Here is a 26,767-nt window from a genome sequence, read left to right on the forward strand (position 1 = left end):
CGGTTGCGCAGTGAAGTCTAGTGTCCCGTCAGACGCGTCGGAAAATGAGCGCTCGCTTCACTTCCTGGATGGCCTTGGTGACCTCGATGCCGCGGGGGCAGGCGTCGGTGCAGTTGAAGGTGGTCCGGCAGCGCCAGACGCCCTCCTTGTCGTTCAGGATCTCCAGCCGCTGCTCGGTGCCCTCGTCGCGGCTGTCGAAGATGAACCGGTGCGCGCCGACGATCGCCTGCGGGCCGAAGTACTGTCCGTCGGACCAGAACACCGGGCAGGACGTCGTACACGCGGCGCACAGGATGCACTTGGTGGTGTCGTCGAAGCGGTCCCGGTCGGCCTGCGACTGGATCCGCTCCCGGGTCGGCTCGTGGCCGCTGGTGACCAGGAACGGCATCACCGCGCGGTACGCGTCGAAGAACGGCTCCATGTCGACGACCAGGTCCTTGAGCACCGGCAGGCCCTTGATCGGCTCGACGGTGATCTCCTTGTCGGGGTTCAGGTCCTTGATCAGCGTCTTGCAGGCCAGCCGGTTGCGGCCGTTGATCCGCATCGCGTCCGAGCCGCAGACACCGTGCCCGCAGGACCGCCGGAAGGTGAGCGTGCCGTCCTGCTCCCACTTGATCTTGTGCAGCGCGTCCAGCACCCGGTCCGTCGGCTGCAGGGTGACCGAGTACGTCTTCCACTCGGCCTCGTCGACGACCTCGGGGTTGTACCGAAGGATCTTGACCTTGACGTCCATCAGTACTTCCGCTCCATCGGCTTGTAACGGGTCTGGATGACCGGTTTGTAGTCGAGCCGGATGTTCTCGTTGCCCTCGCCATCGATCTCGCGGTACGCCATCGTGTGCCGCATGAAGTTCACGTCGTCGCGGGTCGCGTAGTCCTCCCGGAAGTGACCGCCGCGGGACTCCTTGCGGGCCAGCGCGGACACCACCAGCACCTCGGCCAGGTCGAGCAGGAAGCCGAGCTCGACCGCCTCCAGCAGGTCGGTGTTGAACCGCTTGCCCTTGTCCTGGACGCCGACCTGGGTGAACCGCAGCTTGAGCGCCTCGATGTCGACCAGTGCCTGCTTCAGCGAGCCCTCGGTCCGGTACACCTGGGCGTTCAGGTCCATCGTCGCCTGCAGGTCGCCCCGGATCGCCGCGATCCGCTCGCCCCCGGTGGAGGTGCGCAGTCCCTCGACCAGGCCGACGACGTACGCCGACGGGTCGTCCGGCAGTTCCTCGAAGACCGCGGTCTCGGCGTACTCGGCGGCGGCGATCCCGGACCGCCGGCCGAACACGTTGATGTCGAGCAGCGAGTTCGTGCCCAGGCGGTTCGCGCCGTGCACGGACACGCAGGCGACCTCGCCCGCGGCGTACAGACCGGGGATCACGGTGTCGTTGTCGGCCAGCGCCTCGCCCTTGATGTTGGTCGGGATGCCGCCCATCGCGTAGTGCGCGGTCGGGAACACCGGGATCTGCTCGGTGTACGGCTCCACGCCGAGGTATGTCCGCGCGAACTCGGTGATGTCCGGCAGCTTCGCGTCGATGTGCGCGGGCTCCAGGTGGGTCAGGTCGAGCATCACGTACGCGCCGTCCGGACCGCAGCCGCGGCCCTCCCGGACCTCGTTCGCCATCGCGCGGGCGACCATGTCCCGCGGCGCCAGGTCCTTCACGGTCGGGGCGTACCGCTCCATGAACCGCTCGTTGTCCTTGTTCCGCAGGATGCCGCCCTCACCACGCGCGGCCTCGGACAGCAGTACGCCGAGACCCGCCAGGCCGGTCGGGTGGAACTGGAAGAACTCCATGTCCTCCAGCGGCAGGCCCTTGCGCCAGACGATGCCCATGCCGTCGCCGGTCAGTGTGTGCGCGTTGGACGTGGTCCGGAACACCTTGCCGAACCCGCCGGACGCGAAGATGACCGACTTGGCCGAGAACACGTGCAGCTCGCCGGTGGCCAGCTCGTAGGCGACCACGCCGCTCGCCTTGCCGTCGGTCATCAGCAGGTCGAGGACGTAGTACTCGTTGAAGAACTCGACGTTCTGCTTGATGCACTGCTGGTACAGCGTCTGCAGGATCATGTGGCCGGTGCGGTCCGCCGCGAAGCAGGAACGCCGTACGACGGCCTCGCCGTGGTTGCGGGTGTGGCCGCCGAAGAACCGCTGGTCGATCTTGCCCTCGGCGGTCCGGTTGAACGGCAGGCCCATCTTCTCCAGGTCGAGGACCGCGTCGACGGCCTCGCGGCACATCACCTCGGCCGCGTCCTGGTCGACCAGGAAGTCACCACCCTTGACCGTGTCGAAGGTGTGCCACTCCCAGTTGTCCTCCTCGACGTTGGCCAGCGCGGCGCACATGCCGCCCTGGGCCGCGCCGGTGTGCGAGCGGGTCGGGTAGAGCTTGGTGAGGACGGCGGTGCGGGTGCGCTTGCTGGACTCGAGAGCCGCGCGCATCCCGGCACCACCTGCGCCGACGATGATCACGTCGTACTGATGCTGCTGCATGCCAGTCCTTCCAGAAATTGCAGCCTTACTTACAGACCGACAGCGTGCTGTTCGGGTCGAGGCAGGGGTCGAAGGTGAAGATGACCAGGGTGCCGAGGACGACGATCACGAGCGCCGCGGTGATCAGCAGGGCCTTGAGCCAGAACCGGGTCTGGTCCTTCTCGGCGTAGTCGTTGATGATCGTGCGCAGCCCGTTGCTGCCGTGCAGCATCGCCAGCCACAGCATCAGCAGATCCCAGACCTGCCAGAGCGGGTTGGCCCACTTGCCGGCCACGAAGCCGAAGTCCAGCGCGGTGATCCCGCCGCCGAGCATCAGGTTCACGAACAGGTGGCCGAGCACCAGGATGACGAGGGCGAGCCCGGACAGCCGCATGAACAGCCAGCTGTACAGCTCGAAGTTGGTCTGGCCGGACCGGTTCCGGCCGCCGCCCTTCAGCGAGCGCGAGCGGGAGCTGGACCGGGGCGCCGCGATCCCTGAGGTGCCAAGAGGTTCAGCCATCTCAGCCTCCGAACACGTGGGTCAGATGCCGGATGACGAACGGCACGAACAGCACCACCCAGATCACCCCGACACCGATCATCAGCTGCCGCTGGTAGCGCGGGCCCTTGGCCCAGAAGTCCACCAGGATCAGCCGGATGCCGTTGAACGCGTGGAACAGGACCGCCGCCACCAGCCCGACCTCGAGGAGGCCGACGATCGGGTTCTTGTAGGTGCCGATGACCTCGTTGTAGGCCTCCGGGGAGACCCGGACCAGCGCGGTGTCCAGCACGTGCACGAGCAGGAAGAAGAAGATCCCCACGCCGGTGATCCGGTGCGCGACCCATGACCACATGCCCTCCCGGCCGCGATACAGCGTGCCGGCTGGTTTGCTGGGCACCAGATCCTCCTTGTCGAGAACGCCAGATCGTCTCGATGCTAGACCCGCTGCGTGAGGTGAAATGTCCTGACAGATGTGACATCGATCGCGATCCGTGTGAGATCGGTCGCGTCGGTGTCCGACGAAGGGGAGAACACGGTGAGTTTCTGGATCTGTGCGACCTGTGCGGTCGAGCACTCCGAGCAGGTCGAGGTCTGCGCGATCTGCGCCGACGAGCGGCAGTGGGTGCCGGCCGACGGCCAGCACTGGACCACGCTCGAGGACCTGGCCGCGGCCGGCACCGAGGTCACCATCGAGGAGGTCGAGCCGGACCTGTACGGCGTCCGCTCGAAGCCGCCGGTCGGGATCGGCCAGCAGTCGATGCTGCTGCGGACCGCCGAGGGCAACCTGCTCTGGGACCCGATCGGGTACGTCGACGACGAAGCCGTACGCCGGGTCCGCGAGCTGGGCGACGTGGTCGCGATCATCGCCAGCCACCCGCACATGTACGGCGTTCAGGTCGAGTGGAGCCACCGGCTCGGCGACGTGCCGGTCTACGTGTCCGAGGCGGATGCCGAGTGGGTGGCCCGGCAGGACCCGGTGATCAAGACCTGGTCGGGTCAGCTGACGCCGTTGCCCGGCGTGACCGTGATCCAGTCCGGCGGGCATTTCCCGGGCAGCGCGGTGGTGCACTGGGCGAACGGTGCCGAGGGCAAAGGTGTGATCCTGTCCGGCGACACGATCTTCGCCAACCCGGACCGCACCTCGGTCAGCTTCATGCGCAGCTACCCGAACCGCATCCCACTGTCCGGCGCGGTCGTCGACCGGGTCGCTCGCTCCCTCGACCCCTTCGCCTACGACCGCCTCTACAACAACTTCGGCTCGGTGATCCCGGTCGAGGCCAAGGCCGTCGTACGCCGCTCAGCCGACCGCCACGCCGCCTGGGTCCGAGGCGACTACGACCACCTGACCTGATCGATGCACAAGGACAGGACGTATACGCCCACTGGGCCGGCAGGCACGCTCAGGATGCGCTGCCGAAGGGCCTGAGTGGGCGTATACGTCCTGTCGAGCTGCACCTCAGGTGCGGCCGACCCCGAGGCCGTCGATCTGGACGAGTTTGCCGGGCGGCGCGGAAGAGCGCAGGGCGGGACAGGGCGGGCATGCGGGCGCGGCGCATCAAATCTCCTGGCAGGGGATTCCGGCGCGCCCCGAGACACACCGACGAGAAAGGAAAGAGATATCGCGATTGCGGTCTTCACCGCAACCCGCCTGCAGCTTTGGGCAATCAGGCCGCGAGGCGGCCCTCGGCGAGGCGGGTGTGGAGGGCGAGCATGTGGTGGATGCAGGAGTTCCAGTCGTAGCGCTCGGCGCGGCGGCGGGCGGCGGCTCTGCGGCCTGGGAGCTGCGCGAGGGCGAGTACGGCGTTGGCCAGGGCGGCCGGGTTGGCCGGGGCCCAGCGGCCGCAGGTCTCGTCGACGAGTTCGCGCGCGCCGCCCGTGTTCGCGGTGACGACCGGGGTGCCCGCGGCGAGGGCTTCCAGTACGGCCAGTCCGAACGTCTCGCCCGGGCACACCGACAGGGCGATGTCGGCCTCGGCCAGGTGCGTGGCCAGCGTCCGGCGGCCGTCGACGTACCCGTGGAAGGTGACCGGCGCGGAGCCGGCGATCTCGAGGAGCTCGTCGAGATGAGGGCCGGTGCCGTAGACGTCCATGCGCAGGTTGACGCCGCGGCGGTACAGCTCGGCGGCGGTGGCGACCGCGAGGTGCGGGCTCTTCTCACGGGACAGCCGGCCGGCGTGCACCAGCTTGAGTACGCCGTCGTCCGCCGGCTGGGCGAGTGACGGGTGGAAGGTGTCGAGGTCGACGCCGAGCGGGATCCGGACCAATGGCGTCGTTACCTCGTCGAACTCGGCCGCGGCGTAACGCGAGGTCACCACGACCGCGTCGTACGTGCGGCTGAGAAGTTTGTAGAGCGCGCCGACGCCGGCCGCCACTCCGAGCTGGCGGCCGGTGCGGAGGGAGAGCATCGCGTCCAGGCGCTCGTGGCTGAACAGGATCGAGCCGATGTCGTTCTTGCGGGCCCAGCGGGCCACCGGCAGGAGTGTCGACTTGTCCGAGATCTCCACGGTGGTCGGCCGGAAGCGTTCGAGGGTCTCGATCACCTTCCAGGGGTCGGTGATCAGGCGGTAACCGCCGCCGACCTTCGGGGCCTTCATCCGGACCACGGTGCCGAACTCGGTCTCGATCACGACGTCCCGTTCGCCCGGGGTGATCACGATCCGCTCGGCGCCGGCTTCGACGTACCCCTGACCGACGTGCTCGATCGCGGTCCGCATCCCGCCGGACGTGGGACCGACGAAGTTGGCCAGCTGGGCGATCCGGAGCCCCTTCACGCGACCCGCCGGACGGCTGCGGCCTCGCGCAGGACCTCGGCGTAGTGCCGGTCGACCAGGTCGTCGACCACCGCCGGCCAGGTCCGGGACTGCACGCGTTCCAGGCCGCTCGCCGCCATCCGGCCGCGGGCCGCCGGGTAGTCGAGCAGGGTTTTGACCGCCTGCCGCAGCGATCCGGGCCGACCCGGCTCGAACAGCAGGCCGTTCTCGCCGGGTTTGATCAGGTCGAGCGGGCCGCCCGCGGCCGGGCCGACGGTCGCGACACCGGACGCCTGCGCCTCCTGGATCGTCTGGCAGAACGTCTCGTGTTCGCCCGTGTGCACGAAGACGTCCAGTCCGGCGAAGATCGCGGCCAGGTCGGCGCCCCGGCGCATTCCCAGGAAGGTTGCGTCAGGCAAGGAGTTCTCCAGGGAGGCGCGGTCCGGGCCGTCGCCGACGATGACGATCCGGCAGCCCAGGCCGGTCAGTTCGGCGAGGCGGCGGACCTTCTTCTCCGCGGCCAGCCGGCCGACGTACCCGACGATCGGCTTGCCGTCAGGGGAGATCTCCCGGCGCCAGTTCTCGTTGCGGTGCTTGGGATCGAAGAGGTCCAGGTTCACGCCACGGCCCCACAGGTGGACCCGGGGTACGCCGCCCTGGACCAGCGCCTCGACCGACGCGGTGGACGGTGCGAGTGTGCGGTCGGCCCGCGAGTGCGTACGCCGTACCCAGCGCCAGATCCCGCGATCCGCGGCAGCGAACCAGGGGTACTGGCGGGCGAAGCCGGCGATGTCGGTCTGGAAGATCGCGACCGTCGGCAGCCCGAGCTTGCGCGCACTACGCAGCCCGTACGCGCCGATGATGAACGGCGACGCGAGATGGACGAGGTCCGGCCTGAACTCGGCCATCGCCCGCTCGATCGAGGGATCGGGCAGACCGACCGGGAACTCCTTGTAGCCCGGGGTCCGGAAGCTGCGGGCCCGGATCACGGGCACGTCCGCGTAGCTGCCGGGTCCGGGGCCGGGGGCAATGATCAGCAGTTCGTGCCCGCGGGCACGCAGCCGATCGGCGACGTGGCGAGCCGTGTTCGCCACGCCGTTGATCTGCGGCAGGAAGGTCTCAGCCACCATCACGATGCGCACACCTCGGAGGTTCCCCAGCGCGCATGAACCCTCGGCGACACCTTCGTGACACCGCGTCGATTCCCTGTCGACGCGTGCAGGGCCACCGGGTGACGGGCGAGTGACCACGAGGCGGTATTTGGTGAGTGCCCCGTGAACAGCGCGGTCAGCGGGTGAGCGTCGTGGTGACGGTGGCCTCCGGGTACCAGTTCTCGAAGTCCTTGTAGTGGGCGGTGAACGTGGTGGTTCCGCGCGGGAGGGCATACGTAGCGGTGAAGGTGCCGGCGGTCGTCAGCTCGGGGTTGCCGATGAGACGAGCGGTCGAGCCCGCCGGAGTGGCGTAGAGCTGCATGAACTGCTGGTTGGTGGAGCTTCCGGGGCGCGAGTACGGCGACGTCCACGTGACGGTGACGTACGCCGTGGACTTGTCCTTGCCGGAGCCGGTGCGTGCAGCGACGTGGATGTCGGTCGCCGGCGCTTTCGGTGGATGTGCCGGGCCGAAGGAGTGGAGGAGCTGGACATTCTGGTACGTGTCGTCGTACGTCACCGCCCAGGCCCGGGTGCCGGTCGAGTTGAGCAGCAGGGTGCCCTTCCAGAGTTCGTCGTCGGCGCGGAAGTCGACGGCGTACGTCGGGGTCGTGGTGCCCTTGGCATAGAACAGCACGTCGGCGTCGTTGGAGCCGGTGCTCGAGCGGCCGACGGCGACCGTCGAGCTGTCGCCGGACCAGGCAGCGTCGGCCGGGTAGACGCCACTCGGGTACACGGTCGCGTCGGAGAGGTCGGGGAGCTTGTAGGAGTGGTGCTCGTAGGGGTTTCCGACGGTCTCGACGACCTCGGTGCCGTCGGGGCTGATGGCGTAGTCGATCAGGTTCGAGCCGGTGTCCGCGCGCCTGCTGACGATGGTCGGTGTCGCGCCCGAGACGTCGATGACGTACGTCGTGACCGGTGAGTACCCGGTGTCGCCGGCGACCAGCAGTCCGTTGGCCGCGCCGGCGATGATCGGGTGGTAGTTGGGGCCGTCGGTGTAGACGGTCGCAGCGGTCCCCGGCGCGGACCAGATCAGCAGGCCGGACGTGCCGAGGCCGCAGTCCAGGAAGGCGGCGACGATCTTGTCCCCGGCGGGTTCGGCGCTGTACACGCAGGCGCCCTTGGGAGCGTCGTACGTTGCCGAGGGCACCAATGTGTCGGCGTCCAGAGCGGTCACGCGGTCGTAGTCCTGAGTCACCAGGAGCTGCTGGTGGTCGTTGCTGAGAACCACGTCGGAGGCGCCGGTCACCGCAGTCAGCTTCGTCTGCAGCACGCCGTCCAGGTCGGTGACCACGAGCGGGAGAGTGCTGCCGGCGCCCTGCGCGAAGTACAGCCGGCCGCGCGCTTCGTCGAGTTCCATCGCGCGGAGGTCCTGCAGCGGCAGTTGGGTGCCGACGCTCTTCACCAGCGGCGGCTCGTCGGCCGAACTCGGCCTGGCGAGCACAATGCCGACCGATGCCAGGGTGATCAGAGCCAGGCCCCCGAGGGCGAGTCCACGCGCGCGCATCAAGAAACTCCGGGTAGGTAGACGGAAACCTCTTCCCCCGAAGCCGCCACAGCTTAGAAGGAATCCCACCACGCCGCAAAAACGTTTCCGGTTGTGCTGGAGCACACATCGGTCGCGTGCGCTGGTGCATACCAGTGGAGGCGTGGTTCGGCCTACGGTGGGAGGATGAGTCATCGGAGTGAGTCGGGGTTCGAGATCGCGCCGGTGTACGGACCCGAGGCGCTGGACGGGTTCGCGCCGGACGAGAAGCTGGGCGAGCCGGGGAAGTTCCCGTACACCCGCGGGGTGTACCCGACGATGTACACCCAGCGGCCCTGGACCATGCGCCAGTACGCCGGCTTCGGGACGGCGGCGGAGTCGAACCAGCGCTACCACCAGCTGATCGACCACGGGACCATGGGCCTGTCGGTCGCGTTCGACCTGCCGACCCAGATGGGGTACGACTCCGACGCGCCGATCGCGCACGGTGAGGTCGGCAAGGTCGGGGTGGCGATCGACTCGATCGACGACATGCGGGTGCTGTTCGACAAGATCCCGCTGGACCACGTGTCCACCTCGATGACGATCAACGCGCCCGGCTCGGTGCTGTTGCTGCTGTACCAACTGGTCGCCGAGGAGCAGGGGGTCGCCGGTGACAAGCTCACCGGCACGATCCAGAACGACGTACTGAAGGAATACATTGCCCGCGGCACCTACATCTATCCGCCGAAGGAGTCGCTGCGGCTGATCAGCGACATCTTCGCCTACTGCCAGACCGAACTGCCGCGCTGGAACACGATCTCGATCTCCGGCTACCACATGGCCGAGGCCGGGGCGACGCCCGCGCAGGAGATCGCGTTCACGCTCGCCGACGGGATCGAGTACGTCCGGGCCGCGGTCGCGTCCGGGCTGGACGTGGACGAGTTCGCGCCGCGGTTGTCGTTCTTCTTCGTCGCCCGGACCACGCTGCTCGAGGAGGTGGCGAAGTTCCGGGCCGCGCGGCGGATCTGGGCGCGGGTGATGCGGGATTCCTTCGGTGCCAAGAACCCCAAGTCACTGATGCTGCGGTTCCACACCCAGACCGCCGGCGTGCAGCTGACCGCGCAGCAGCCCGAGATCAATCTCGTCCGGGTCGCGATCCAAGGGCTGGCCGCCGTACTCGGGGGCACGCAGTCCCTGCACACGAACTCGTACGACGAGGCGATCGCGCTGCCGACCGAGAAGGCGGCCCGGCTCGCACTGCGCACCCAGCAGGTGCTCGCGTACGAGACCGACATCACCGCGACCGTCGACCCCTTCGCCGGTTCGTACGTCGTCGAATCGCTGACCGACGAGGTCGAGGCGGCCGCGGTCGAGCTGATGGACCAGGTCGAGGAGTACGGCGGTGCCGTCGCCGCGATCGAGAAGGGCTTCCAGAAGCAGGAGATCGAGCGGTCCGCGTACCGCATCGCCCAGGAGATCGACTCGGCCGAGCGGGTCGTCGTCGGCATGAACAAGTTCCGGATCGCCGAGGAGGAGCCGTACGAACCGCTCCGCGTCGACCCCGCCATCGAGGCCCAGCAGGTCGACCGCCTCGCCGCTCTCCGCGCCGACCGCGACCAGTCCGCCGTCGACGAAGCCCTGGCCGCCCTGAAGAAAGCCGCCCAAGGCACCGACAACTGCCTCTACCCCATGAAACAAGCCCTCAGAGCCCGAGCCACCGTAGGCGAAGTCTGCAACACCCTCCGAGACGTCTGGGGCAGCTACGTCCCTGCCGACACTTTCTAGTCAGACAGTCGCAAGATCCAGGTGGATGTCCGCCTCGGCGGCCAGCGCGGTGAGGTCGCCGGGATCGGACGTGAGGACGAGGTCGCCGTCACGTGCCAGGAGGATCACTGCTGCGTCGATCACGTCTCGTCCACCGGTGAGCTTCAGGAGTACGCCGGCTCTTCGGCCGAGGCCGTCGTCCAACGGCGCGACCTGGACGCCGTCGAGTAGTTGGACTATCGGTGCCTGTCGGCCGGAACCTCCACGCCAGACCTGTCCGACGACACCGCCGTGCGTCACCGGCGTACGCCCGGCCAGCAGTTCGGCTTTGAGGAGAGCCATGACGGTCCGGTCGCGACGTTCAACGGCCACGAACGCGCCCGCGTCGAGGATCAGGGTCATGCGGCGCCGTGCGAATGCTTGCCTCGGACAACGGTCGCCCCGGCTCGCGTCGAGCGGACAGCCTCTGCCATCTCTGCCGGCTCGATCTCCCCGTGCTCGGTTTCGTAGGCGGCCAGGAATCGGTCCAGCCCTCGAAGCCTCTGCTCGTGATCCATCTGCCGGTGCAAAGCCTCGTTCACCCAGGCGCTCACACTGCCAACCCGCCCCGAAGACACAGCAACCCGGGCGGCCTCCACGACCTCTTGGTCAACCGTCACCGAGAGCTTGTTCTTCTCTGTCACACCATCATCCTACTCTTGTCCCACCAACATCCACCACGGCTGATCCTGTCGTCAGCCTGCCCGAGCAGATGCGCGCGGGCAACCGCGCTGAGCTCGTCCTGTGGACAAGTCAATCCAGCAGGGCGGCCGAGGTGAGGATTGTCGTGCCGAGGGAGATGGCTTCTTCGGAGGGGTCGAAGCCGGGGGTGTGGAGGTCGGCGGCCGTTTCCTGGGCGGGTCGGCGGACGCCTAGCCGGGCCATCGCGCCGGGGGTGTCTTCCAGGTACCAGGCGAAGTCCTCGCCGCCGAGGGACTGGTCGGTGGGGGCGATCGCGCCGGCGCCGAGGGTCTGGTGGACGGCGTTGTGGAGTACGTCGATCGCGGTCGGGTCGTTCATCACCGGGGGGACGCCGTGGGTGACCTCGGTGTCGACCTCGACGCCGTACGGCGCGACCAGCTGGGAAGCCAGCGACGGGATGAGCTCGGCCGCGAGGCGCCAGGCGTTGACGTCGAGGCAGCGGAGGGTGCCTTCGGCCTCGCCGCGGGCGGGGATCGCGTTGGCGGCGGAGCCCGAGGTGATGCGGCCCCAGACGAGGGACATGCCGGCGCGGGGGTCGACACGCCGGGAGAGGGCGGCCGGAAGTTCGGTGACCAGGGTCGCGAGCGCGTAGACGAGATCGCCGGTCAGATGTGGGCGGGACGTATGACCCCCAGGCCCGGTCAGCCGGACCAGGATCCGGTCCGCGGCCGCGGTCAGGGCGCCGACACGCAGGCCGATCTGTCCGACCTGCAGGCGCGGATCGCAGTGCAGGCCATAAATACGGCGGACCCCGTCGAGTCCGCCGGCCGCGATGACGCCGAGTGCTCCGCCCGGCATCACTTCCTCGGCCGGCTGGAAGAGCAGTCGCACCCGCCGGTCCAGCTGCTCGTCGCGCGCCATCCCCGCCAGCACCAGGCCCGCGCCCAGCAGAGCAGAGGTGTGTACGTCGTGACCGCACGCGTGCGCGACTCCGTCGATCGTCGACCGCCACGGAGCCTCCACCGCGTCCGGCACCGGCAGCGCGTCGATGTCGGCCCGCAGTGCGACACAGCTGTCGCCGGAGCCGATGTCGCAGATGAGTCCGGTCCCGGTCGGTAGCACCCGCGGCGACAGCCCCGCCTCGATCAGCCTCCGCTCGAGGATCTCCGTCGTACGCACCTCGCGCCAGCCGAGCTCCGGGTGCGCGTGCAGATCACGCCGTACCTCGACCATCTCCTCGCGCACGGCCTCGACGCGGGCGAGGACGTCGGCGACCAGCAGCTGATGACTCATCCCGCGATTGTGACATCCAGGGACGACGTACTCCGGGAGGTGTCCACGCCGGTCACCGATCGTGACGACCACGGACCGTGAACGCAAGCACGGAGCGTGCGCACCGTGACGTGTGCTCAGCAGGCGGTGACCAGACCGGAGGAGTTGTCGAAATGTGACGGAAGTGCCGGTCACTTTCCGGTATCGAGGCCCTCTTGACGTTCAAAGAAGGTCGGACCGCACCCTATAGTCTGCGGATGCGGCACGTGGGGGAAGGCGTGCCGGGAACAACTCTGGTTGACGAAGGAGACATCCGGTGAAGAAGTACGTGCGGGGTACGGCGATCGTGGGCGTACTGACGCTCGCCGTCGCCGCGTGTGGCAGCAAGCCGACCGAGAGCAGCTCTGGCGGCAGCAGCGCCAACAAGGACTTCAAGGCCTGCATGGTCTCCGACTCGGGTGGCTTCGACGACAAGTCGTTCAACCAGACCTCGTACAAGGGTCTGCAGGACGCCGTCAAGGAGCGCGGCCTGACCGAGGTCAAGGCCGAGTCGAAGTCCGACAACGACTACACGACGAACATGACCGCGATGGTCAACGCCAAGTGCAACGTCATCGTCGCCGTCGGCTTCAAGCTCGAGGACGCCACCGAGGCGGCCGCCAAGGCGAATCCGGACATCAAGTTCGCGATCGTCGACTCGGCACCGAAGGCACCGATCGCGAACCTGAAGCCGCTGCTGTTCAACACCGCGCAGTCCAGCTTCCAGGCCGGCTACCTGGCCGCCGCGATGACGAAGTCCGGCAAGGTCGGCACGTTCGGCGGTCTGAACATCCCGACCGTGACGATCTTCATGGACGGCTTCGCCGAGGGTGTGCGCTACTACAACCAGCAGAAGGGCAAGAACGTCCAGGTGCTGGGCTGGGACGACGCCAAGCAGAAGGGCCTGTTCACCGGCGACTTCGAGGACAAGGCCAAGGGCCAGAACAACGCGCAGAACCTGATCACCCAGGGCGCGGACGTTCTCTTCCCGGTGGCCGGCCCGTCCGGTCTGGGCGGTCTGCAGGCGGCCAAGGCCAGCAACGGCAAGGTGAACGCGATCTGGGTCGACACCGACGGCTGCGTGAGCGCGGAAGAGTACTGCCCGGTGCTGATGAGCAGCGTCGAGAAGGGCATGGACGTCGCGGTCAAGGACGCGGTCCTCTCGGTCGTCGACAACAAGTTCGACAACACCCAGTTCACCGGAACGCTGCAGAACGGCGGTACGGCGATCGCGCCGTTCCACGACTTCGACAGCAAGGTCCCGGCGGACGTGAAGTCCGAACTGGACCAGATCAAGGCCGACATCATCAGCGGCAAGATCATGATTCAGTCGAAGGTACAGCCCAAGGCGTCCTGAACCACGGCGCATTCGCGTAGTACGGTGCGAGCCAGGAAGGCAGCAGACCCACGGTCGCCTTCCTGGCTCGCGGTTCGAAGAGCCTGGCTCGCGGTGTGAAGAGCCTGGCTCGCCGTCTGAAGGGGAGGCTGCCCGCATGCACCTGGAGCTGTCCGGCCTGACCAAGAGCTTCGGCTCGCTGGTCGCCAACGACCACATCGATCTCGTCATCGAACCGGGCGAGATCCATTGTCTGCTCGGTGAGAACGGTGCCGGCAAGAGCACGCTGATGAACATGCTCTACGGGCTGCTGCAGCCCGACTCGGGCGAGATCGTGATCGACGGCGAGAAGGTCCGGATCACCTCGCCGAGCGATGCGATCAAGCAGGGGATCGGCATGGTGCACCAGCACTTCATGCTGGTCCCGGTGTTCACCGTCGCCGAGAACATCATGCTCGGCCGGGAGAACACCCACGCCGGCGGCGTCCTGGACCGGAAGAAGGCGCACGCGCTCGTCACCGAGCTGTCCGACCGGTACGGGTTCGAGGTCGACCCCGAGGCGCTGGTCGAGGACATCCCGGTCGGCGTGCAGCAGCGGGTGGAGATCATCAAGGCGCTCGCCAACGAAGCCAGCGTGCTGATCCTGGACGAGCCGACCGCGGTGCTCACCCCGGCCGAGATCGACGAGCTGATCGGCGTGATGCGCCAGCTCAAGGAGAACGGTACGTCGATCGTCTTCATCACCCACAAGCTCAAAGAGGTGAAGGCGATCGCGGACAAGATCACCGTGATCCGCCGCGGCAAGGTGGTCGGCCAGGCCGAGCCGTCCGAGACCGAGGAGCAACTCGCCGAGCTGATGGTCGGCCGGGCGGTCGATCTGGTGGTCGACAAGGCGCCGGCCCAGCCGCAGGACGTCGTCCTGCGGGTCGAGGGCCTGACCGTGATCGACGAGCGGGGCTTCACCGCGGTCGACGACGTCAGCCTCGAGGTGCGCGCCGGCGAGATCCTCGCCGTGGCCGGTGTCCAGGGCAACGGTCAGACCGAGCTCGCCGAGGCGCTGCTGGGGCTGACCGAGATCGCGACCGGCAAGATCTCGCTGGACGGCGTGGATCTGACCGGGCGGACGACCAGACAGCGGCTGGACGCCGGGATCGGCTACGTCCCGGAGGACCGCGCGCACGACGGCTTCGTCGGCTCGTTCACGGTCGCCGAGAACCTGGTCCTCGATCTGTTCCGCAAGGCGCCGTTCGGCAACGGGCTGGCCCTGCGGACCGACGAGATCGCCAGCAACGCGCAGGCCCGGGTGGAGGAGTTCGACATCCGCACCCAGGGCATCGAACTGCCGGTCTCGTCGCTGTCCGGCGGCAACCAGCAAAAGGTGGTGCTGGCCCGCGAGCTGTCCCGGCCGCTGAAGCTGCTGGTCGCGTCCCAGCCGACCCGAGGGGTGGACGTGGGCTCGATCGAGTTCCTGCACGCCCGGATCGTGAAGGAACGCGACAACGGGACCGCCGTCCTGATCGTGTCCACCGAGCTGGACGAGATCGCCTCGCTCACCGACCGGGTCGCGGTGATGTACCGCGGCAAGGTGGTCGGCGTCGTACCGGCCGACACCCCGCGCGACGAGCTCGGTCTGATGATGGCCGGCGCCTCCAGATCCGAGGCGCACGACGTCGCGATCGAGAACCCGACCACGTTGGGAACCATCTAGATGAGTACTGACACCACCACCGAACCGGCCCCGGCGCCGGCACCCTCCACGAAGGAGCGGCTCTCCGGCCTGCCCAACTGGGCGGTCCAGGCGCTGGTCTCGCTGAGCGCGATCGTCCTGGCGCTGATCGTCGGCGCCGTGCTGATCATCATCGGTGACGAGGGCGTGAAGGCGGCCGTCGGGTACTTCGGTGCCGCGCCGATGGACACGGTCACCGCGGCCGCGTCCGCGGTCGGCGAGGCCTACAAGGCCCTCGCCGTCGGTGCGCTGGGCGGGATCACCCCGATCAGCGAATCGTTGACCCAGGCAACACCTCTGATCTGCGGCGGCCTGGCGGTCTCGCTGGCGTTCCGCACCGGTCTGTTCAACATCGGTGCCCAGGGCCAGCTGATCATGGGCGCGATCCTCGCCGCATACGTCGGTTTCGCCTGGCATCTGCCGCCCGTCCTGCACCTCATTGTGGCGATCATCGCCGGTCTGCTCGGCGGCGCGCTCTGGGGCGGTGTCGTCGGCCTGCTGAAGGCCCGGACCGGGGCGCACGAGGTGATCGTGACGATCATGCTCAACTATGTCGCGATCTACCTGCTCGCCTGGCTGCTCACCACCACGGCCTTCCGGCGGCCGGGTCGGACCGACCCGATCTCGCCGATCGTCGACCACAACGCGCAGTACCCGCAGTTCGGCGACACCCGGTTGCACGGCGGCTTCATCCTCTCGGTGCTCGCCGCGATCTTCGTCTGGTGGTTGCTCAACCGGTCCACCATCGGCTTCGAACTGCGGGCCGTGGGCTCGAACCCGGACGCCTCCCGGACCGCGGGCATGTCGGTGGGCCGCGCGTACATCGTCGCGATGGTCGTGGCCGGCGCGCTGGCCGGTCTGGCCGGCACCCAGCAGGTGCTGGGCACCGACCTGCCGCTGACCGACGGTGTCGCGGCGTCGATCGGGTTCGATGCGATCACGGTCGCGCTGCTCGGTCGCGGTACGCCGGTCGGCACCGTGCTGGCGGGTCTGCTCTTCGGTGCGCTGAACGCGGGCGGTCTGCAGATGCAGCTGATCACGCAGACCCCGCTGACCCTGACCACGGTGCTGCAGGCCGTGATCGTGCTGTTCGTCGCGGCTCCGGCGCTGGTGCGCTCGATCTTCCGGTTCCTGCCGAAGGAGCGCGGAACAGGTCCCGTCCTCGCGAAAGGCTGGAACGGATGAGCGAGACCACACCGGACGCCGTTCCGGCGGCGCCGGCCAAGCCTCAGGTCATCGAGGCGCCGGCCGAACGAACCCGGCGGTTGCGCGTCGGGGGCCTGATGGTGGTGTTCGCGCTGATCGGGCTCGGCCTGGCGATCTTCACCAAGGGCGGCAAGGCGACGTTCCAGCTGACCTCCGGCGACCTGCAGCACAACCTGCTCGGCATTCCCGCGCAGTTCGCCGCACTGGTGCTCGGCATCCTCGGTGTGATCGCCGCAGGCGCGTACCTCCTGCGCCGCGTCCCGCAGTCGTACTCCGGCTACCTGGCCACCCTGCTCGGGATCTGCTTCATCGGCTCGTTCCTGTGCTGGGCCGCCGCGGGCAAGACGTTCCCGCTGGCCAACCAGTTCCAGGGCACTCTGAACTTCGCGACCCCGTTGATCCTCGGCGCGCTCAGCGGTGTGCTGTGTGAGCGGTCCGGTGTCATCAACATCGCCATCGAGGGCCAGTTCCTGGTCGGCGCATTCACGGCCGCGGTGGTCTCGAGTACGACGAACAGCGCCGCGCTGGCGTTGATCGCGGCGGCCGTGACCGGCGTGGTGATGGCCTGGCTGCTCGCGGTGTTCTCGATCAAGTACCTGGTCAACCAGGTCGTGCTCGGCGTCGTCCTGGTGGTGTTCGCGACCGGTATCACCGGCTATCTGTTCGACCAGTTCCTGCAATCGAACGCGGAGAAGCTGAACACGCCGACCGTGCTGTCCGCGATCAAGATCCCCGGTCTGGGCGACATCCCGTTCATCGGGCCGATCCTGTTCAACCAGACGATCCTGGTCTACCTGACCTACCTCGCGGTCGCGGTGGTCACCTTCGTGCTGTTCCAGACCCGGTGGGGCCTGCGGGTCCGCGCGGTCGGCGAGCACCCGAAGGCCGCCGACACGGTCGGCATCAAGGTCAAGCGCGTCCGGTACTCCGCGGTCCTCTGGGGCGGCGTGCTGGCCGGGCTCGGCGGTGCGTTCTTCACGGTCGGGTACGCCGGTTCGTTCAGCAAGGAGATGACCGCGGGCAACGGGTTCATCGCGCTGGCCGCTCTGATCATGGGCCGCTGGCACCCGATCGGCGCGATGGTCGCGGCGCTGTTCTTCGGCTTCGCGACCCAGTTGCAGTCCCAGCTCCAGATCATCCAGACCCCGATCCCGGGCGAGCTCCTGCTGATGGCGCCGTACCTCGCGACGATCATCGCGGTCGCCGGACTGGTCGGCCGCGTCCGAGCCCCGAAGGCGGATGGTGAGCCCTACGTCACCGAGTAACTCACCGCCGTCCGCCGTCCGCACTCGTCTGGTGGGTCAGCCCACCAGCGGGTGGGTTGGCCAATCGGAATCCGGTGGGTCAACCCACCATCTCGTGGGCTGACCCACGAGAGTGGTGACAGGGTGGGGACGGCACGGGGTCGTGGGATGGGGGATGCTGTGGGAGTGGATGTGGACTGGGAGCTGCTGCGGGCGACCGCGGTTGAGGTGATGCGGCGGGCGTATGCGCCGTATTCGGGGTATGCGGTGGGGGCGGCCGCGCTGGTGGACGACGGCCGGGTCGTTGCCGGGTGCAACGTGGAGAACGCGTCGTACGGGCTGACGTTGTGCGCCGAGTGCGGGCTGGTCAGTGAGCTGTACCGGACCGGCGGTGGGCGGTTGGTTGCGTTCACCTGCGTCGACCACAACGAAAAGTTACTGACGCCGTGCGGGCGTTGCCGGCAGTTGCTCCACGAGAACGGTGGACCGGAGTTGCTGATCGAGACGGCGACCGGGAGCAGGCCGCTGCGTGAGTTGTTGCCCGACGCGTTCGGGCCGGACGATCTGGAGAACTGATGAGCTTCGACGCTGTCGACGTGATCCGCACCAAGCGGGACCGGGGCGAGCTGAGCGACGGCCAGATCGACTGGGTGATCGACGCGTACACCCGCGGCGACGTCGCGGACGAGCAGATGTCGGCACTGGCGATGGCGATCCTGCTGAACGGGATGAACCGCCGCGAGATCGCCCGCTGGACCGCGGCGATGATCGCGTCCGGCGAGCGGATGGATTTCGGCAAGCTGTCCCGGCCGACCGCAGACAAGCACTCGACCGGCGGTGTGGGCGACAAGATCACGTTGCCGTTGGCCCCTTTGGTGGCCGCGTGCGGCGTCGCGGTGCCGCAGCTGTCCGGTCGCGGCCTCGGTCACACCGGCGGCACGCTGGACAAGCTCGAGTCGATCCCCGGCTGGCGGGCCGCGCTCTCGAACGACGAGCTGATGCGCCAGCTGGACGAGGTCGGCGCGGTGATCTGCGCGGCCGGAGACGGCCTCGCGCCCGCCGACAAGAAGCTCTACGCGCTCCGGGACGTGACCGGCACGGTCGAGGCGATCCCGCTGATCGCCAGCTCGATCATGAGCAAGAAGATCGCCGAGGGCACGGGCGCGTTGGTGCTGGACGTGAAAGTCGGCTCCGGCGCGTTCATGAAGGACCTGGCCGACGCGCGGGAGCTCGCCGAGACGATGGTTGCCCTGGGCACCGACGCGGGCGTGAGGACCGTTGCCTTGCTCACCGACATGTCGGTACCGCTCGGCCTGACCGCGGGGAACGCCCTGGAGGTCCGCGAGTCGGTCGAGGTCCTGGCCGGCGGTGGTCCGGCCGACGTGGTCGAGCTGACCCTGGCCCTGGCCACCGAGATGCTCGCCGCGGCGGGCGTCACCGACGTGGATCCGGCCGAGAAGCTTCGCGACGGTACGGCGATGGACGTCTGGCGCACGATGATCGCGGCCCAGGGCGGCGACCCGTCCGCCGAACTCCCGGTCGCCCCCGAGCAGCACGTCGTACCGGCTCCTGCCTCCGGAGTGCTCTCGAAGCTGGACGCGCTCGCGGTCGGTGTCGCGGCCTGGCGCCTCGGCGCCGGCCGGGCTCGTAAGGAGGACCCGGTGTCCGCCGTCGCGGGCGTCGAGTTGCACGCCAAGCCGGGCGACGAGGTCCGGGAGGGGCAGCCGTTGCTCACCCTGCACGCGGATGACCCGAGCCGCTTCGAGCGAGCCCTGGAAGCGTTGACCGATGCCGTCGAGGTGTCGACAGCGTACGAGCACGGGCCGCTGGTGATCGAGCGGATCGGCTGAGCTCAGCTCGAGGTCGCCGTGAGGCGGGCGCGCTGCTCCTTGGCGAGGCTCGCGAGCAGTCCGGTGTCCGGCCGGAGGTCGGTGCCGAGGGCACCGGTCTGCTGGACGCTGAGCTCGGCGACCAGGGCGCCGGCGACGAAGCTGACCTCGGCGATGGCCACGGACTGGTTGAGACCGCCGTCGTAGGCGACGCGGGCGTCGCTGAGCGCGTCCGGTACGTCGAAGGAGCGCTCGTGGGTCTCCTGGCTCCAGAAGCCCCGCTGCAGGACTCTCGCCTTGGCCGCGGAGCCGGTCTTGAACAGTTGCAGGGTGAACCGCTTCTTCTTGTCCGGGCTGAGCCGGCTCGCCCGGTAGCCCTCGGTGAAGGCGGCGTTGAGCAGCAACGCCCGGTCGGTCGCGGGATCGGCGGACCAGTTGGCCAGGAAGGCGGTCGCGGTGAACGGGCCGGTGGAGTTCTGGGTGTCGTCGAGGTATCCGCGGGGCAGCACGACCAGGCCGGCGAGGGCGCTCTTCGGCTTCTTGTCCGCCGGCGCGGCCAGGGCCGACTTCTTCGCGGCAGGATTCTGCAGGCTGCCGCCCGTGGCGCCGGTGTCGTTCCCACAGGCCGTCGCGCCGAGCAAGAGCGCGGCCACTACAGCGGCGATTCCTGGCGCAGTCCGCGTCACGGTCCCTCTCCGTCCGGCTACTCGCCCCGAGAACAACAGCTGGTTGCGAGCCAGATGCCATCAGAGCAAGGTGAACACCAGGAGAACGATCCGGAATCAACCCAATCGAGCTTGCGTGACAAGCGTCTCGATCCGGCGGCGGGCGGCCTGGGGATGCAGGGGTTCGCAGCCGGCCTCGACGCAGCGGCGGACCACCTGCGGATCGTCGCGGAGCAGCAGCAGACCGCGCCGGAGCAGCGTCAGCGGCGGCTTGCGGTGTTCGCGCAGGTCGCGCTGGAACCTCCGGACGAAGGTGACCAGGCGGTGGTGCCGGACGCAGATGGCGGTGGCGAGCAGGCCGCGCTCGCGCAGCGCACCGGCGATCTGGTCGGCGAAGATGCCCTCGGCAACGATCAGCGGGGAACCCGCGGTGGTGACCGGCCGGTGACCGACGGTGCCGTCGGCGGCGATGTCGTAGATCGGCAGCTCCGCGGTGCCCGTCGTACACAGTTGCTCGAGTGCGGCGACGGCGCGGTCACCGTCCCACGACCGCGGGTCGTCCCAGTCCACGATGCCGAGCGGCGAGCGCGGCATCGCCTCGTCGTCGCCGTCGCGGTAGAAGTCGTCCAGCCGGACCACGGGCAGCGCCACCTGCTCGGCCAGCCGGGACTTCCCCGCCCCCGACGGCCCGGCCAGCAACACCACCCGTGAACTCACCGGAGCATTCTGACACTCGCCCCGGCTACTGGTTGTACGGCGCCGACAGCAAGGGCCGGGTGTTCGTCAGGACCTGTTCGTACAGGGCCCGGACCTGGGCAGCCTGGGCGTCCGTCATGACCGAGGGCTCGGGCTTGCCGACCGGGACCTGCCAGGTCGGCGGGGTGTCCGCGCCGGACAGCGCCCAGGCGGCCTGCCGGGCGGCGCCCAAGGCGACGTACTCGGCCGGCTCAGGGAGCGTGACCTCGGCCCCGAGCAGCGCCGGAGCGAGCGCCTGGACGGCACGTGACTTGGCTGCCCCGCCGAGCAGGAGGACCCGCTGGACGGGCAGTCCCTGCGCACGGAGCGCGTCGACGGCGTCGGCCAGACCGCAGAGCAGACCTTCGACGGCAGCGCGGGCCATCGTCGCGGGTTGCATCGTGGCGCGGGTGAGGCCGTAGATCAGGCCGGTCGAGTGGGGCAGGTCGGGGGTGCGCTCACCGTCGAGGTAGGGCAGCAGGACCAGACCGTTGCTCCCGGGGGACGCCAGGGCGGCGTCGTTGAAGGCATCGAGGTCGAGGCCGAGAAGCTCCGCGGTGGCGGACAGCACCCGGGCGGCGTTCAGGGTGCAGACCAGCGGCAGGTACTCGCCGGTGGCGTCGGCGAAGCCGGCCACCAGGCCGGTCGGGTCGGCGGTCGGGTGGGCTGACCGGGCGAACGCCGTACCACTCGTGCCGAGGGAGACGGCCACGTCACCAGGCTGCAGATCGAGACCGAGTGCGGCGGCCGCGTTGTCTCCGGTGCCCGCCGCGATGGCCGCACCGAAAGCGGTCCGGCCGACGATCTCGGCCGGGCCGGCGACGCGCGGTAGGGCGAGCTGCCGGCCGAAGGCAAGCTCGACCAGGTCGGGCCGGTAGCTGTTCGTGGCCGGGGACCACCAGCCGGTCCCGGACGCGTCGCCGCGGTCGGTGGTGATGCCCTCGATACCGTGCCGATCGGCCGCCAGCCGGTGCGTCATCCAGTCGTGCGGCAGGACGACGGCCGCCGCACGGGCAGCGGCCTCCTTGTCGCGCACCCAGCGCAGCTTGGTCACCGTGAAGCTCGGCACCGGCACCGAGCCGACCGCCTCGGCCCACGCGCCCGGGCCACCGAGCTCGTCGACGAGCTCGACCGTCGCGTCCGCCGAGCTGGTGTCGTTCCACAACACCGCCGGGTGGACGACCTCGCCGGCCTCGTCCAGCAGGACCATGCCGTGCTGCTGGCCGCCGACCGAGATCGCCTCGACCCCGTCGAGCAGTCCGTCGGACGCGATCTCCCACGCCTTCCACCACTCGGCCGGGTCCACCTGGGTGCCGTCCGGGTGCGGTGCCCGGCCTTCCCGCAGTACGGCTCCGGTCTCGGCATCGCATACGACGACCTTGGTCGCCTGGGTGGAGCAGTCCACACCGGCCACCAGTCTCTGCTCAGTCATGGCTCCCAGACTAAGGCCGTGCCTGGATCGCTTCGAGAGTGGCGCGGGCGCCGGTCTCGTGGAGCGACTGGAGGGCGGCCTCGTACTGCGTGACGAACCGATCGTCGGAGGCGAGGTCACCGAAGAGATCCGGGTCGGAGATGAACACCAGCGGGTCCTCGCGGTTGTGCTGAGCCCGCTCGACCAGCTTGTCGCGCAACCGGTCCACCACTTCGATCGACTGCCCGTCCTCGTCGACGGCTTCGGCGTACCGGGCCCAGGACGCGACCACCAGGACCGAGCGCTTGATCTCTCGCCCGGCCGCCAGCTGCTCACGGACCACTGGGAGCAGCCACTTCGGGATCCGGTCCGAGCTCTCGCCGCACAGCCGCGCCAGGGTGTCGCGGACCTCGGGGTTCGCGAACCGCTCGATCAGCTGGTGCTTGTAGCGGTCGAGGTCGACCCCGGGCACCGGCGGCAGCGTCGGCGTCCCCTCGTCGTCCATGTAGCCGAGCAGGAAGTCGACGAAGAGCTTGTCCTGGCACACCTCGTGCGCGTACCGGTAGCCGGCCAGGTACCCGAGGTAGCACAGCGCCTGGTGGCTCGCGTTCAGCAGCCGCAGCTTCATCAGCTCGTACGGCTCGACGTCGCCGACGATCTGCACGCCGACATCCTCGTACGGCGGCCGATCGCCGCCGAAGTCATCCTCGAGCACCCACTGCGTGAACGGCTCGCACACCACCGGCCAGCCGTCCTCGACCCCGAACCGCTCGGCCAGCGCGGACCGGTCGGCATCCGTGGTCACAGGCGTGATCCGGTCGACCATGCAGTTCGGGAACCGCACCTCGGTCTCGAGGAAGTCGGCGATATCCGGGTCCTTCAGCCGGGCGAAGCCGGCGAGCATCTTCCGCGCGACGTGACCGTTGCCGGGGATGTTGTCGCAGGACATCACCGTGAACGGCGGGATCCCGGCCGTCCGCCGCCGGGCCAGCGCCTCGACGATGAACCCGAAGACACTGACCGGCACGGCGCCGGGTACGAGATCGGCGGTGAGCCCGGGATCGGAGGTGTCGAGCTCACCGGTCACCTGGTTCACGTTGTACCCGCCCTCGGTGATCGTCAGCGACACGATCCGGGTGGCCGGGTCGACGAGACGATCCAGGACGGCGGACGGGTCGTCCGGCGCGAACAGGTAGTCGACGATCGACCCGATCACCCGCGGCTCGAGGGTCCCGTCCGGGTGCTTGATCACCAGCGTGTACAGGTGATCTTGGGCCTCCAGAACGTCGTACATCCGCTTGTCCTGCGGGAGTACGCCGACGCCGACGATGCCCCAGTCCAGCGCCTTGCCGTCGTTCATCAGCCGGTCGAGGTACATCGCCTGGTGGGCCCGGTGGAAGCCGCCGACCCCGAAGTGCACGATGCCGGGGCTGACCGCCGTACGGTCGTAGCCGGGCACGCCGACCTCGTTGCCGACAGCACCTAAAGCGTCGATGGTCAGCACAGTCACTTGACCGCCCCCAGCGACAGGCCCTGGACGAGCTTGTCCTGGGCGGCGAACCCGGCGATCAGCACCGGCAGCGACACCACGATCGAGGCGGCACAGACTTTGGCGAGGAACAATCGTTGGCTGGTCACGAACCCAGTCAAGAACACCGGAGCCGTCTGCGCCACTGTGCCGGTCAGCACCCGGGCGAACAGCAGCTCGTTCCAGCTGAAGATGAAGCAGATCAGGGCGGCCGCCGCGATCCCCGGCGTGACCACCGGCGCGACCACGGACCGGAGCGTGCGGCTCAGCGAGGCGCCGTCGACCGAAGCCGCCTCGAGGATCTCCACCGGCACCTCGCGGCCGCGCACAACCACATCTGGTGCATGGACTACGTCCGCCGCGGCGCCGAGACCGGTCATCCGTGGTTCCATCAACGCTGGACGACCGGCGAAGCCGACCTCACCGACCGAACCAATCACTGGTTCAAGACCCAGGGGGACGCACTTCGTCAGGCTCTGCTCTGACAGCCGCGATCTCCCGCTCCGCCTCGGCGACACCGTCGTAGTACGACTCCTGCTGCCTGCGTATGAAGTGGGGGAGGAAGGCGACAGGGCCTGTCGGCCATATCGGGACGTCCTGGTTGCTGAGAAACGCAGAGACCCAACCAGCGGCGGTCAACCCGAACAGCACTATCCAGCCGTGCCGGCAGATCCACGGTCCGTCGTCGGCGACGAGGCCACGCCGGGTCACCGCGCCGACCGCCAAGAGCAGGGCCGTTGCCGCGAGCACGACGACCGTTGCGGCAAGGGGTGCGCCGTGGACCTCGGCATACGGGCCGTGGTGTCGAAGGACCAGAACGATACCCACAGCCCAGACGACCGCCAGGAGCCCGTAGACCACAGCACCCAGCTTCAGCTTCGGCATGACGACTCCTGGGGCGGTGGGCGGTGTGATCCGGTTATCGCGGTGGTGGGGATCGGCGTTACCGGGGGCCGAGGGGGTCTTCTTCGGGTGGGGTTGGGGCTTGGTGGGTGATGTTGGTGAGGGAGCGTTCGGGGAGCCAGAGGACGAAGGTGCTGCCGACGCCAAGGTCGGAGTGCAGGGCGACGGTGCCGCCGTGGGATTCGGCGATCTGGCGGACGATGGCGAGACCGAGGCCTGCTCGGCGTTCGCCGCTGGAGGGGACGGTGGCCGGGTGCTGCCGGTGGCCGGCGCGGAAGAAGCGATCGAAGACGCGATCGGCGTCGTCCGCGGCGATCCCGGGGCCTTCGTCGCGGACGGCGATCCAGGCCCAGCCGTTGCGACTTCCCACGGCGACGACGAGTTCGCTCCCGCCGCGGGCGAGCCGGACCGCGTTCGAGAGCAGGTTGTCGACCGCGCGCCGGAGCGCCGACGCGTCCCCGGCCGCGGTCGGTCCGGGTGCGAGCCGACGTACGAGGTGAAGCTCGCGATCGGACGCGAGCAGTTCGTACTCCTCGGCCGCCTCACCCGCGATCGCGGCGAGGTCCACGTCCGCGTCGACGAACGCCGGCGACGACCGCCGCGCCGACGCGAGCAGGTCCTCGACCAACCGCGTCATCCGCTGGATCGCCCGGCCCACGATCGCGGTCGCCTGCGCGCGATCCTCCGGTGGCGTGTCGTCGTGCGCGAGTACGGCGTCGACGTTCGCTTGGATCACCGCCAGCGGATTGCGCAACTCGTGCGACGCGTCGTCGACCAGCTGGCGTTGCGCCACGAACGCCGACTCTATCCGGCCGAGCATGTCGTCGACGGTGTCGGCCAGGTTCCGCAGTTCGTCCCGCGGTCCGTCCAAAGCGATCCGGCGGGACAGGTCGGTCGCCGAGATCTCCTGGGCCGTCGTGGTGATCCGTCGTACCGGCCGGAGCACTCGGCCCGACAACCACCAGCCGGTGCCGAGACTGACCAGGAACAGGCCGGCCATGCCCGCGACCGAGTAGTTCCGCAGGCTCTGCAGGGTCTGGTAGTTCACCGCGGACTGGAAGCTGGAGATCTCGGCGGCCTGGATCACCTGACCCTGCTTGAGATGGAGGTTGCCCTGGTGATCCTTGTAGTACTTCTGGACCTCGATCTGGTTCAGCGGCTTCGGATCGAGGATCTGCGACAGCGCGAGGTACACCCCACCCAGCAGCAACGCCGACAACGCGATCAGTACGGCGGAATACGTCAGCGTGAGGCGGAACCGGATCGTCTGGATCCACGGCGGTCGCTTGAGCTTCATGAGTCACCCCTGAGCCGGTAGCCCCGGCCGATCACCGTTTCCAGCACGGGTTCCTCGCCGTCCTGGGTGAGCTTGCGGCGCAGCGTGCCGACGGTCACCCGGACGCTCTGGGTGAACGGGTCCGCGTTCTCGTCCCAGACGTGCTCGAGCAGTTCCTCCGCCGAGACGACGTGTCCGGGCCGCGACATCAGATAACGCAGTACGCCGAACTCCTTCAACGTCAGCGGGAGTTCGCGGCCGGCCCGGGTCGCGAGGTGGCGGGACGAGTCCAGGACGAGGTCGCCGACGTGCAACTGCGTGCTGCCGTTGGTGACGTCGCGACGGAGCAGCGCGCGGATCCGGGCGAGCAGCTCGACCAGTGCGAACGGCTTGGTCAGGTAGTCGTCCGCGCCCTCGTCGAGCCCGCGGACCCGGTCGGCGAGCGAGGCGCGCGCGGTCAGCATCAGCACCCGCAGGTCCCGGCCGGACGCGACCTCGATCTCGCCCCGGCGGACCGCGCGGCACAGGTCCAGGCCGCTGGTGTCCGGCAGCGTGATGTCCAGGATCGCCAGGTCGTACGCCGTGGTCGCGAGCTTCTCCATCGCCTCGGCCCCGGTCGTCGCCGCGTCGACGGCGTACCCGGCCCGGCCGAGTCCGGAGCGCAGCGCACTGACCAGGCCTTCCTCGTCCTCCACCACCAGTAGTCGCACGCAACCACGGTAGCGAGGCGATCCTTGAGGTCAGGCCTGCTCTTTCGGCGGACTTTCGCTCTCCTTTCCGGTCGTTGGCCGCCCTCCTGTGGTTCTCCCGGCTTCCCTGAGTTCAAGCCC

General features: G+C 68.8%; 26 protein-coding genes. 8 read left to right on the forward strand and 18 right to left on the reverse strand.

What is annotated here, in order from left to right; genetic code table 11:
* Positions 1 to 28: 28 nt before the first annotated feature.
* Genes OG558_RS17890 through sdhC form a run of 4 tightly spaced genes read right to left on the reverse strand, consistent with a single transcriptional unit; the run spans position 29 to position 3,308 of the window.
* On the reverse strand, positions 29 to 733 hold the full coding sequence (locus OG558_RS17890) for a succinate dehydrogenase iron-sulfur subunit (RefSeq protein WP_405071271.1): 705 nt from the start codon (positions 731 to 733) through the stop codon (positions 29 to 31).
* Entirely contained in the window at positions 733 to 2,475 is a 1,743-nt protein-coding gene (sdhA, locus tag OG558_RS17895) for a succinate dehydrogenase flavoprotein subunit (protein ID WP_405071272.1), read from the reverse strand. Before sdhA ends, OG558_RS17890 begins: the two co-directional genes overlap by 1 nt.
* 25 nt (positions 2,476 to 2,500) lie before the next feature.
* Positions 2,501 to 2,974 carry a succinate dehydrogenase hydrophobic membrane anchor subunit gene (locus OG558_RS17900; RefSeq protein WP_329484463.1) on the reverse strand — a complete coding sequence of 158 codons (474 nt, stop codon included), beginning with the start codon at positions 2,972 to 2,974 and terminating at the stop codon, positions 2,501 to 2,503.
* 1 nt (position 2,975) lies between these two features.
* Positions 2,976 to 3,308, reverse strand: a complete 333-nt coding sequence (sdhC, locus tag OG558_RS17905; protein ID WP_329484850.1) for a succinate dehydrogenase, cytochrome b556 subunit — start codon at positions 3,306 to 3,308, stop codon at positions 2,976 to 2,978.
* 183 nt (positions 3,309 to 3,491) lie between these two features.
* Here sdhC and OG558_RS17910 point away from each other — a divergent pair, with 183 nt between their 5' ends.
* Positions 3,492 to 4,307: an MBL fold metallo-hydrolase gene (locus tag OG558_RS17910; RefSeq protein WP_405071273.1), complete on the forward strand. Its 816-nt coding sequence runs from the start codon at positions 3,492 to 3,494 to the stop codon at positions 4,305 to 4,307.
* A 313-nt stretch (positions 4,308 to 4,620) separates the two neighbouring features.
* On the opposite strand, the gene OG558_RS17915 is transcribed toward OG558_RS17910, so the two are convergent.
* From OG558_RS17915 to OG558_RS17925, 3 genes are all read right to left on the reverse strand, one after another.
* A complete protein-coding gene (locus OG558_RS17915) occupies positions 4,621 to 5,727 on the reverse strand; it encodes a glycosyltransferase (protein WP_405071274.1) in 1,107 nt (368 codons plus the stop codon).
* Positions 5,724 to 6,836, reverse strand: coding sequence for a glycosyltransferase family 4 protein (locus tag OG558_RS17920; RefSeq protein ID WP_405071275.1), 1,113 nt, complete (start codon positions 6,834 to 6,836; stop codon positions 5,724 to 5,726). The genes OG558_RS17915 and OG558_RS17920 overlap by 4 nt, the downstream gene beginning before the upstream one ends.
* 157 nt (positions 6,837 to 6,993) lie before the next feature.
* Positions 6,994 to 8,361, reverse strand: a complete 1,368-nt coding sequence (locus tag OG558_RS17925; RefSeq protein ID WP_405071276.1) for a hypothetical protein — start codon at positions 8,359 to 8,361, stop codon at positions 6,994 to 6,996.
* Between the two features lie 165 nt (positions 8,362 to 8,526).
* On the opposite strand from OG558_RS17925, the gene OG558_RS17930 reads away from it, so the two are divergent.
* Positions 8,527 to 10,107 carry a methylmalonyl-CoA mutase gene (locus tag OG558_RS17930; protein WP_405071277.1) on the forward strand — a complete coding sequence of 527 codons (1,581 nt, stop codon included), beginning with the start codon at positions 8,527 to 8,529 and terminating at the stop codon, positions 10,105 to 10,107.
* On the opposite strand, the gene OG558_RS17935 is transcribed toward OG558_RS17930, so the two are convergent.
* The 3 genes from OG558_RS17935 to OG558_RS17945 all read right to left on the reverse strand — a co-directional run bounded on the left by OG558_RS17935 (position 10,108) and on the right by OG558_RS17945 (position 12,060).
* Positions 10,108 to 10,488: a hypothetical protein gene (locus OG558_RS17935; protein WP_405071278.1), complete on the reverse strand. Its 381-nt coding sequence runs from the start codon at positions 10,486 to 10,488 to the stop codon at positions 10,108 to 10,110. It abuts the gene before it with no gap.
* Entirely contained in the window at positions 10,485 to 10,769 is a 285-nt protein-coding gene (locus tag OG558_RS17940; RefSeq protein ID WP_405071279.1) for a hypothetical protein, read from the reverse strand. Before OG558_RS17940 ends, OG558_RS17935 begins: the two co-directional genes overlap by 4 nt.
* A 109-nt stretch (positions 10,770 to 10,878) precedes the next feature.
* Positions 10,879 to 12,060: an amidohydrolase gene (locus OG558_RS17945; protein ID WP_405071280.1), complete on the reverse strand. Its 1,182-nt coding sequence runs from the start codon at positions 12,058 to 12,060 to the stop codon at positions 10,879 to 10,881.
* A 295-nt stretch (positions 12,061 to 12,355) separates the two neighbouring features.
* On the opposite strand from OG558_RS17945, the gene OG558_RS17950 reads away from it, so the two are divergent.
* The 6 genes from OG558_RS17950 to OG558_RS17975 all read left to right on the forward strand — a co-directional run bounded on the left by OG558_RS17950 (position 12,356) and on the right by OG558_RS17975 (position 19,440).
* Positions 12,356 to 13,435: a BMP family ABC transporter substrate-binding protein gene (locus OG558_RS17950; RefSeq protein WP_328523843.1), complete on the forward strand. Its 1,080-nt coding sequence runs from the start codon at positions 12,356 to 12,358 to the stop codon at positions 13,433 to 13,435.
* 136 nt (positions 13,436 to 13,571) lie between these two features.
* Positions 13,572 to 15,122, forward strand: coding sequence for an ABC transporter ATP-binding protein (locus OG558_RS17955; RefSeq protein WP_329484473.1), 1,551 nt, complete (start codon positions 13,572 to 13,574; stop codon positions 15,120 to 15,122).
* Positions 15,123 to 16,325, forward strand: coding sequence for an ABC transporter permease (locus OG558_RS17960; protein WP_329484474.1), 1,203 nt, complete (start codon positions 15,123 to 15,125; stop codon positions 16,323 to 16,325).
* Positions 16,322 to 17,611, forward strand: a complete 1,290-nt coding sequence (locus OG558_RS17965) for an ABC transporter permease (RefSeq protein ID WP_329484475.1) — start codon at positions 16,322 to 16,324, stop codon at positions 17,609 to 17,611. The genes OG558_RS17960 and OG558_RS17965 overlap by 4 nt, the downstream gene beginning before the upstream one ends.
* Before the next feature lie 165 nt (positions 17,612 to 17,776).
* Positions 17,777 to 18,166 (forward strand): cytidine deaminase, encoded by a 390-nt coding sequence (locus tag OG558_RS17970; protein WP_405072181.1) that lies wholly within the window; start codon positions 17,777 to 17,779, stop codon positions 18,164 to 18,166.
* Positions 18,166 to 19,440: a thymidine phosphorylase gene (locus OG558_RS17975; protein ID WP_405071281.1), complete on the forward strand. Its 1,275-nt coding sequence runs from the start codon at positions 18,166 to 18,168 to the stop codon at positions 19,438 to 19,440. Before OG558_RS17970 ends, OG558_RS17975 begins: the two co-directional genes overlap by 1 nt.
* Positions 19,441 to 19,442: 2 nt before the next feature.
* Here OG558_RS17975 and OG558_RS17980 read toward each other — a convergent pair whose 3' ends face one another.
* From OG558_RS17980 to OG558_RS18015, 8 genes are all read right to left on the reverse strand, one after another.
* Positions 19,443 to 20,105 (reverse strand): hypothetical protein, encoded by a 663-nt coding sequence (locus OG558_RS17980; protein WP_405071282.1) that lies wholly within the window; start codon positions 20,103 to 20,105, stop codon positions 19,443 to 19,445.
* Positions 20,106 to 20,201: 96 nt separating this feature from the next.
* Positions 20,202 to 20,801 carry a uridine kinase gene (locus OG558_RS17985; RefSeq protein WP_405071283.1) on the reverse strand — a complete coding sequence of 200 codons (600 nt, stop codon included), beginning with the start codon at positions 20,799 to 20,801 and terminating at the stop codon, positions 20,202 to 20,204.
* A gap of 25 nt (positions 20,802 to 20,826) precedes the next feature.
* Complete coding sequence (gene xylB / locus OG558_RS17990) at positions 20,827 to 22,251, reverse strand: xylulokinase (RefSeq protein WP_405071284.1); 1,425 nt, start codon at positions 22,249 to 22,251, stop codon at positions 20,827 to 20,829.
* A gap of 10 nt (positions 22,252 to 22,261) precedes the next feature.
* Entirely contained in the window at positions 22,262 to 23,740 is a 1,479-nt protein-coding gene (locus tag OG558_RS17995) for a mannitol dehydrogenase family protein (protein WP_405071285.1), read from the reverse strand.
* Positions 23,737 to 24,138 (reverse strand): ABC transporter permease subunit, encoded by a 402-nt coding sequence (locus tag OG558_RS18000; protein ID WP_405071286.1) that lies wholly within the window; start codon positions 24,136 to 24,138, stop codon positions 23,737 to 23,739. Before OG558_RS18000 ends, OG558_RS17995 begins: the two co-directional genes overlap by 4 nt.
* 64 nt (positions 24,139 to 24,202) lie before the next feature.
* Positions 24,203 to 24,643 carry a hypothetical protein gene (locus OG558_RS18005; RefSeq protein ID WP_405071287.1) on the reverse strand — a complete coding sequence of 147 codons (441 nt, stop codon included), beginning with the start codon at positions 24,641 to 24,643 and terminating at the stop codon, positions 24,203 to 24,205.
* 58 nt (positions 24,644 to 24,701) lie between these two features.
* Positions 24,702 to 25,958, reverse strand: coding sequence for a sensor histidine kinase (locus OG558_RS18010; RefSeq protein WP_405071288.1), 1,257 nt, complete (start codon positions 25,956 to 25,958; stop codon positions 24,702 to 24,704).
* Positions 25,955 to 26,647, reverse strand: a complete 693-nt coding sequence (locus OG558_RS18015) for a response regulator transcription factor (protein ID WP_405071289.1) — start codon at positions 26,645 to 26,647, stop codon at positions 25,955 to 25,957. Before OG558_RS18015 ends, OG558_RS18010 begins: the two co-directional genes overlap by 4 nt.
* Positions 26,648 to 26,767 lie beyond the last annotated feature (120 nt).

The organism is Kribbella sp. NBC_01510, from assembly GCF_045040325.1.
Classification (GTDB): domain Bacteria; phylum Actinomycetota; class Actinomycetes; order Propionibacteriales; family Kribbellaceae; genus Kribbella.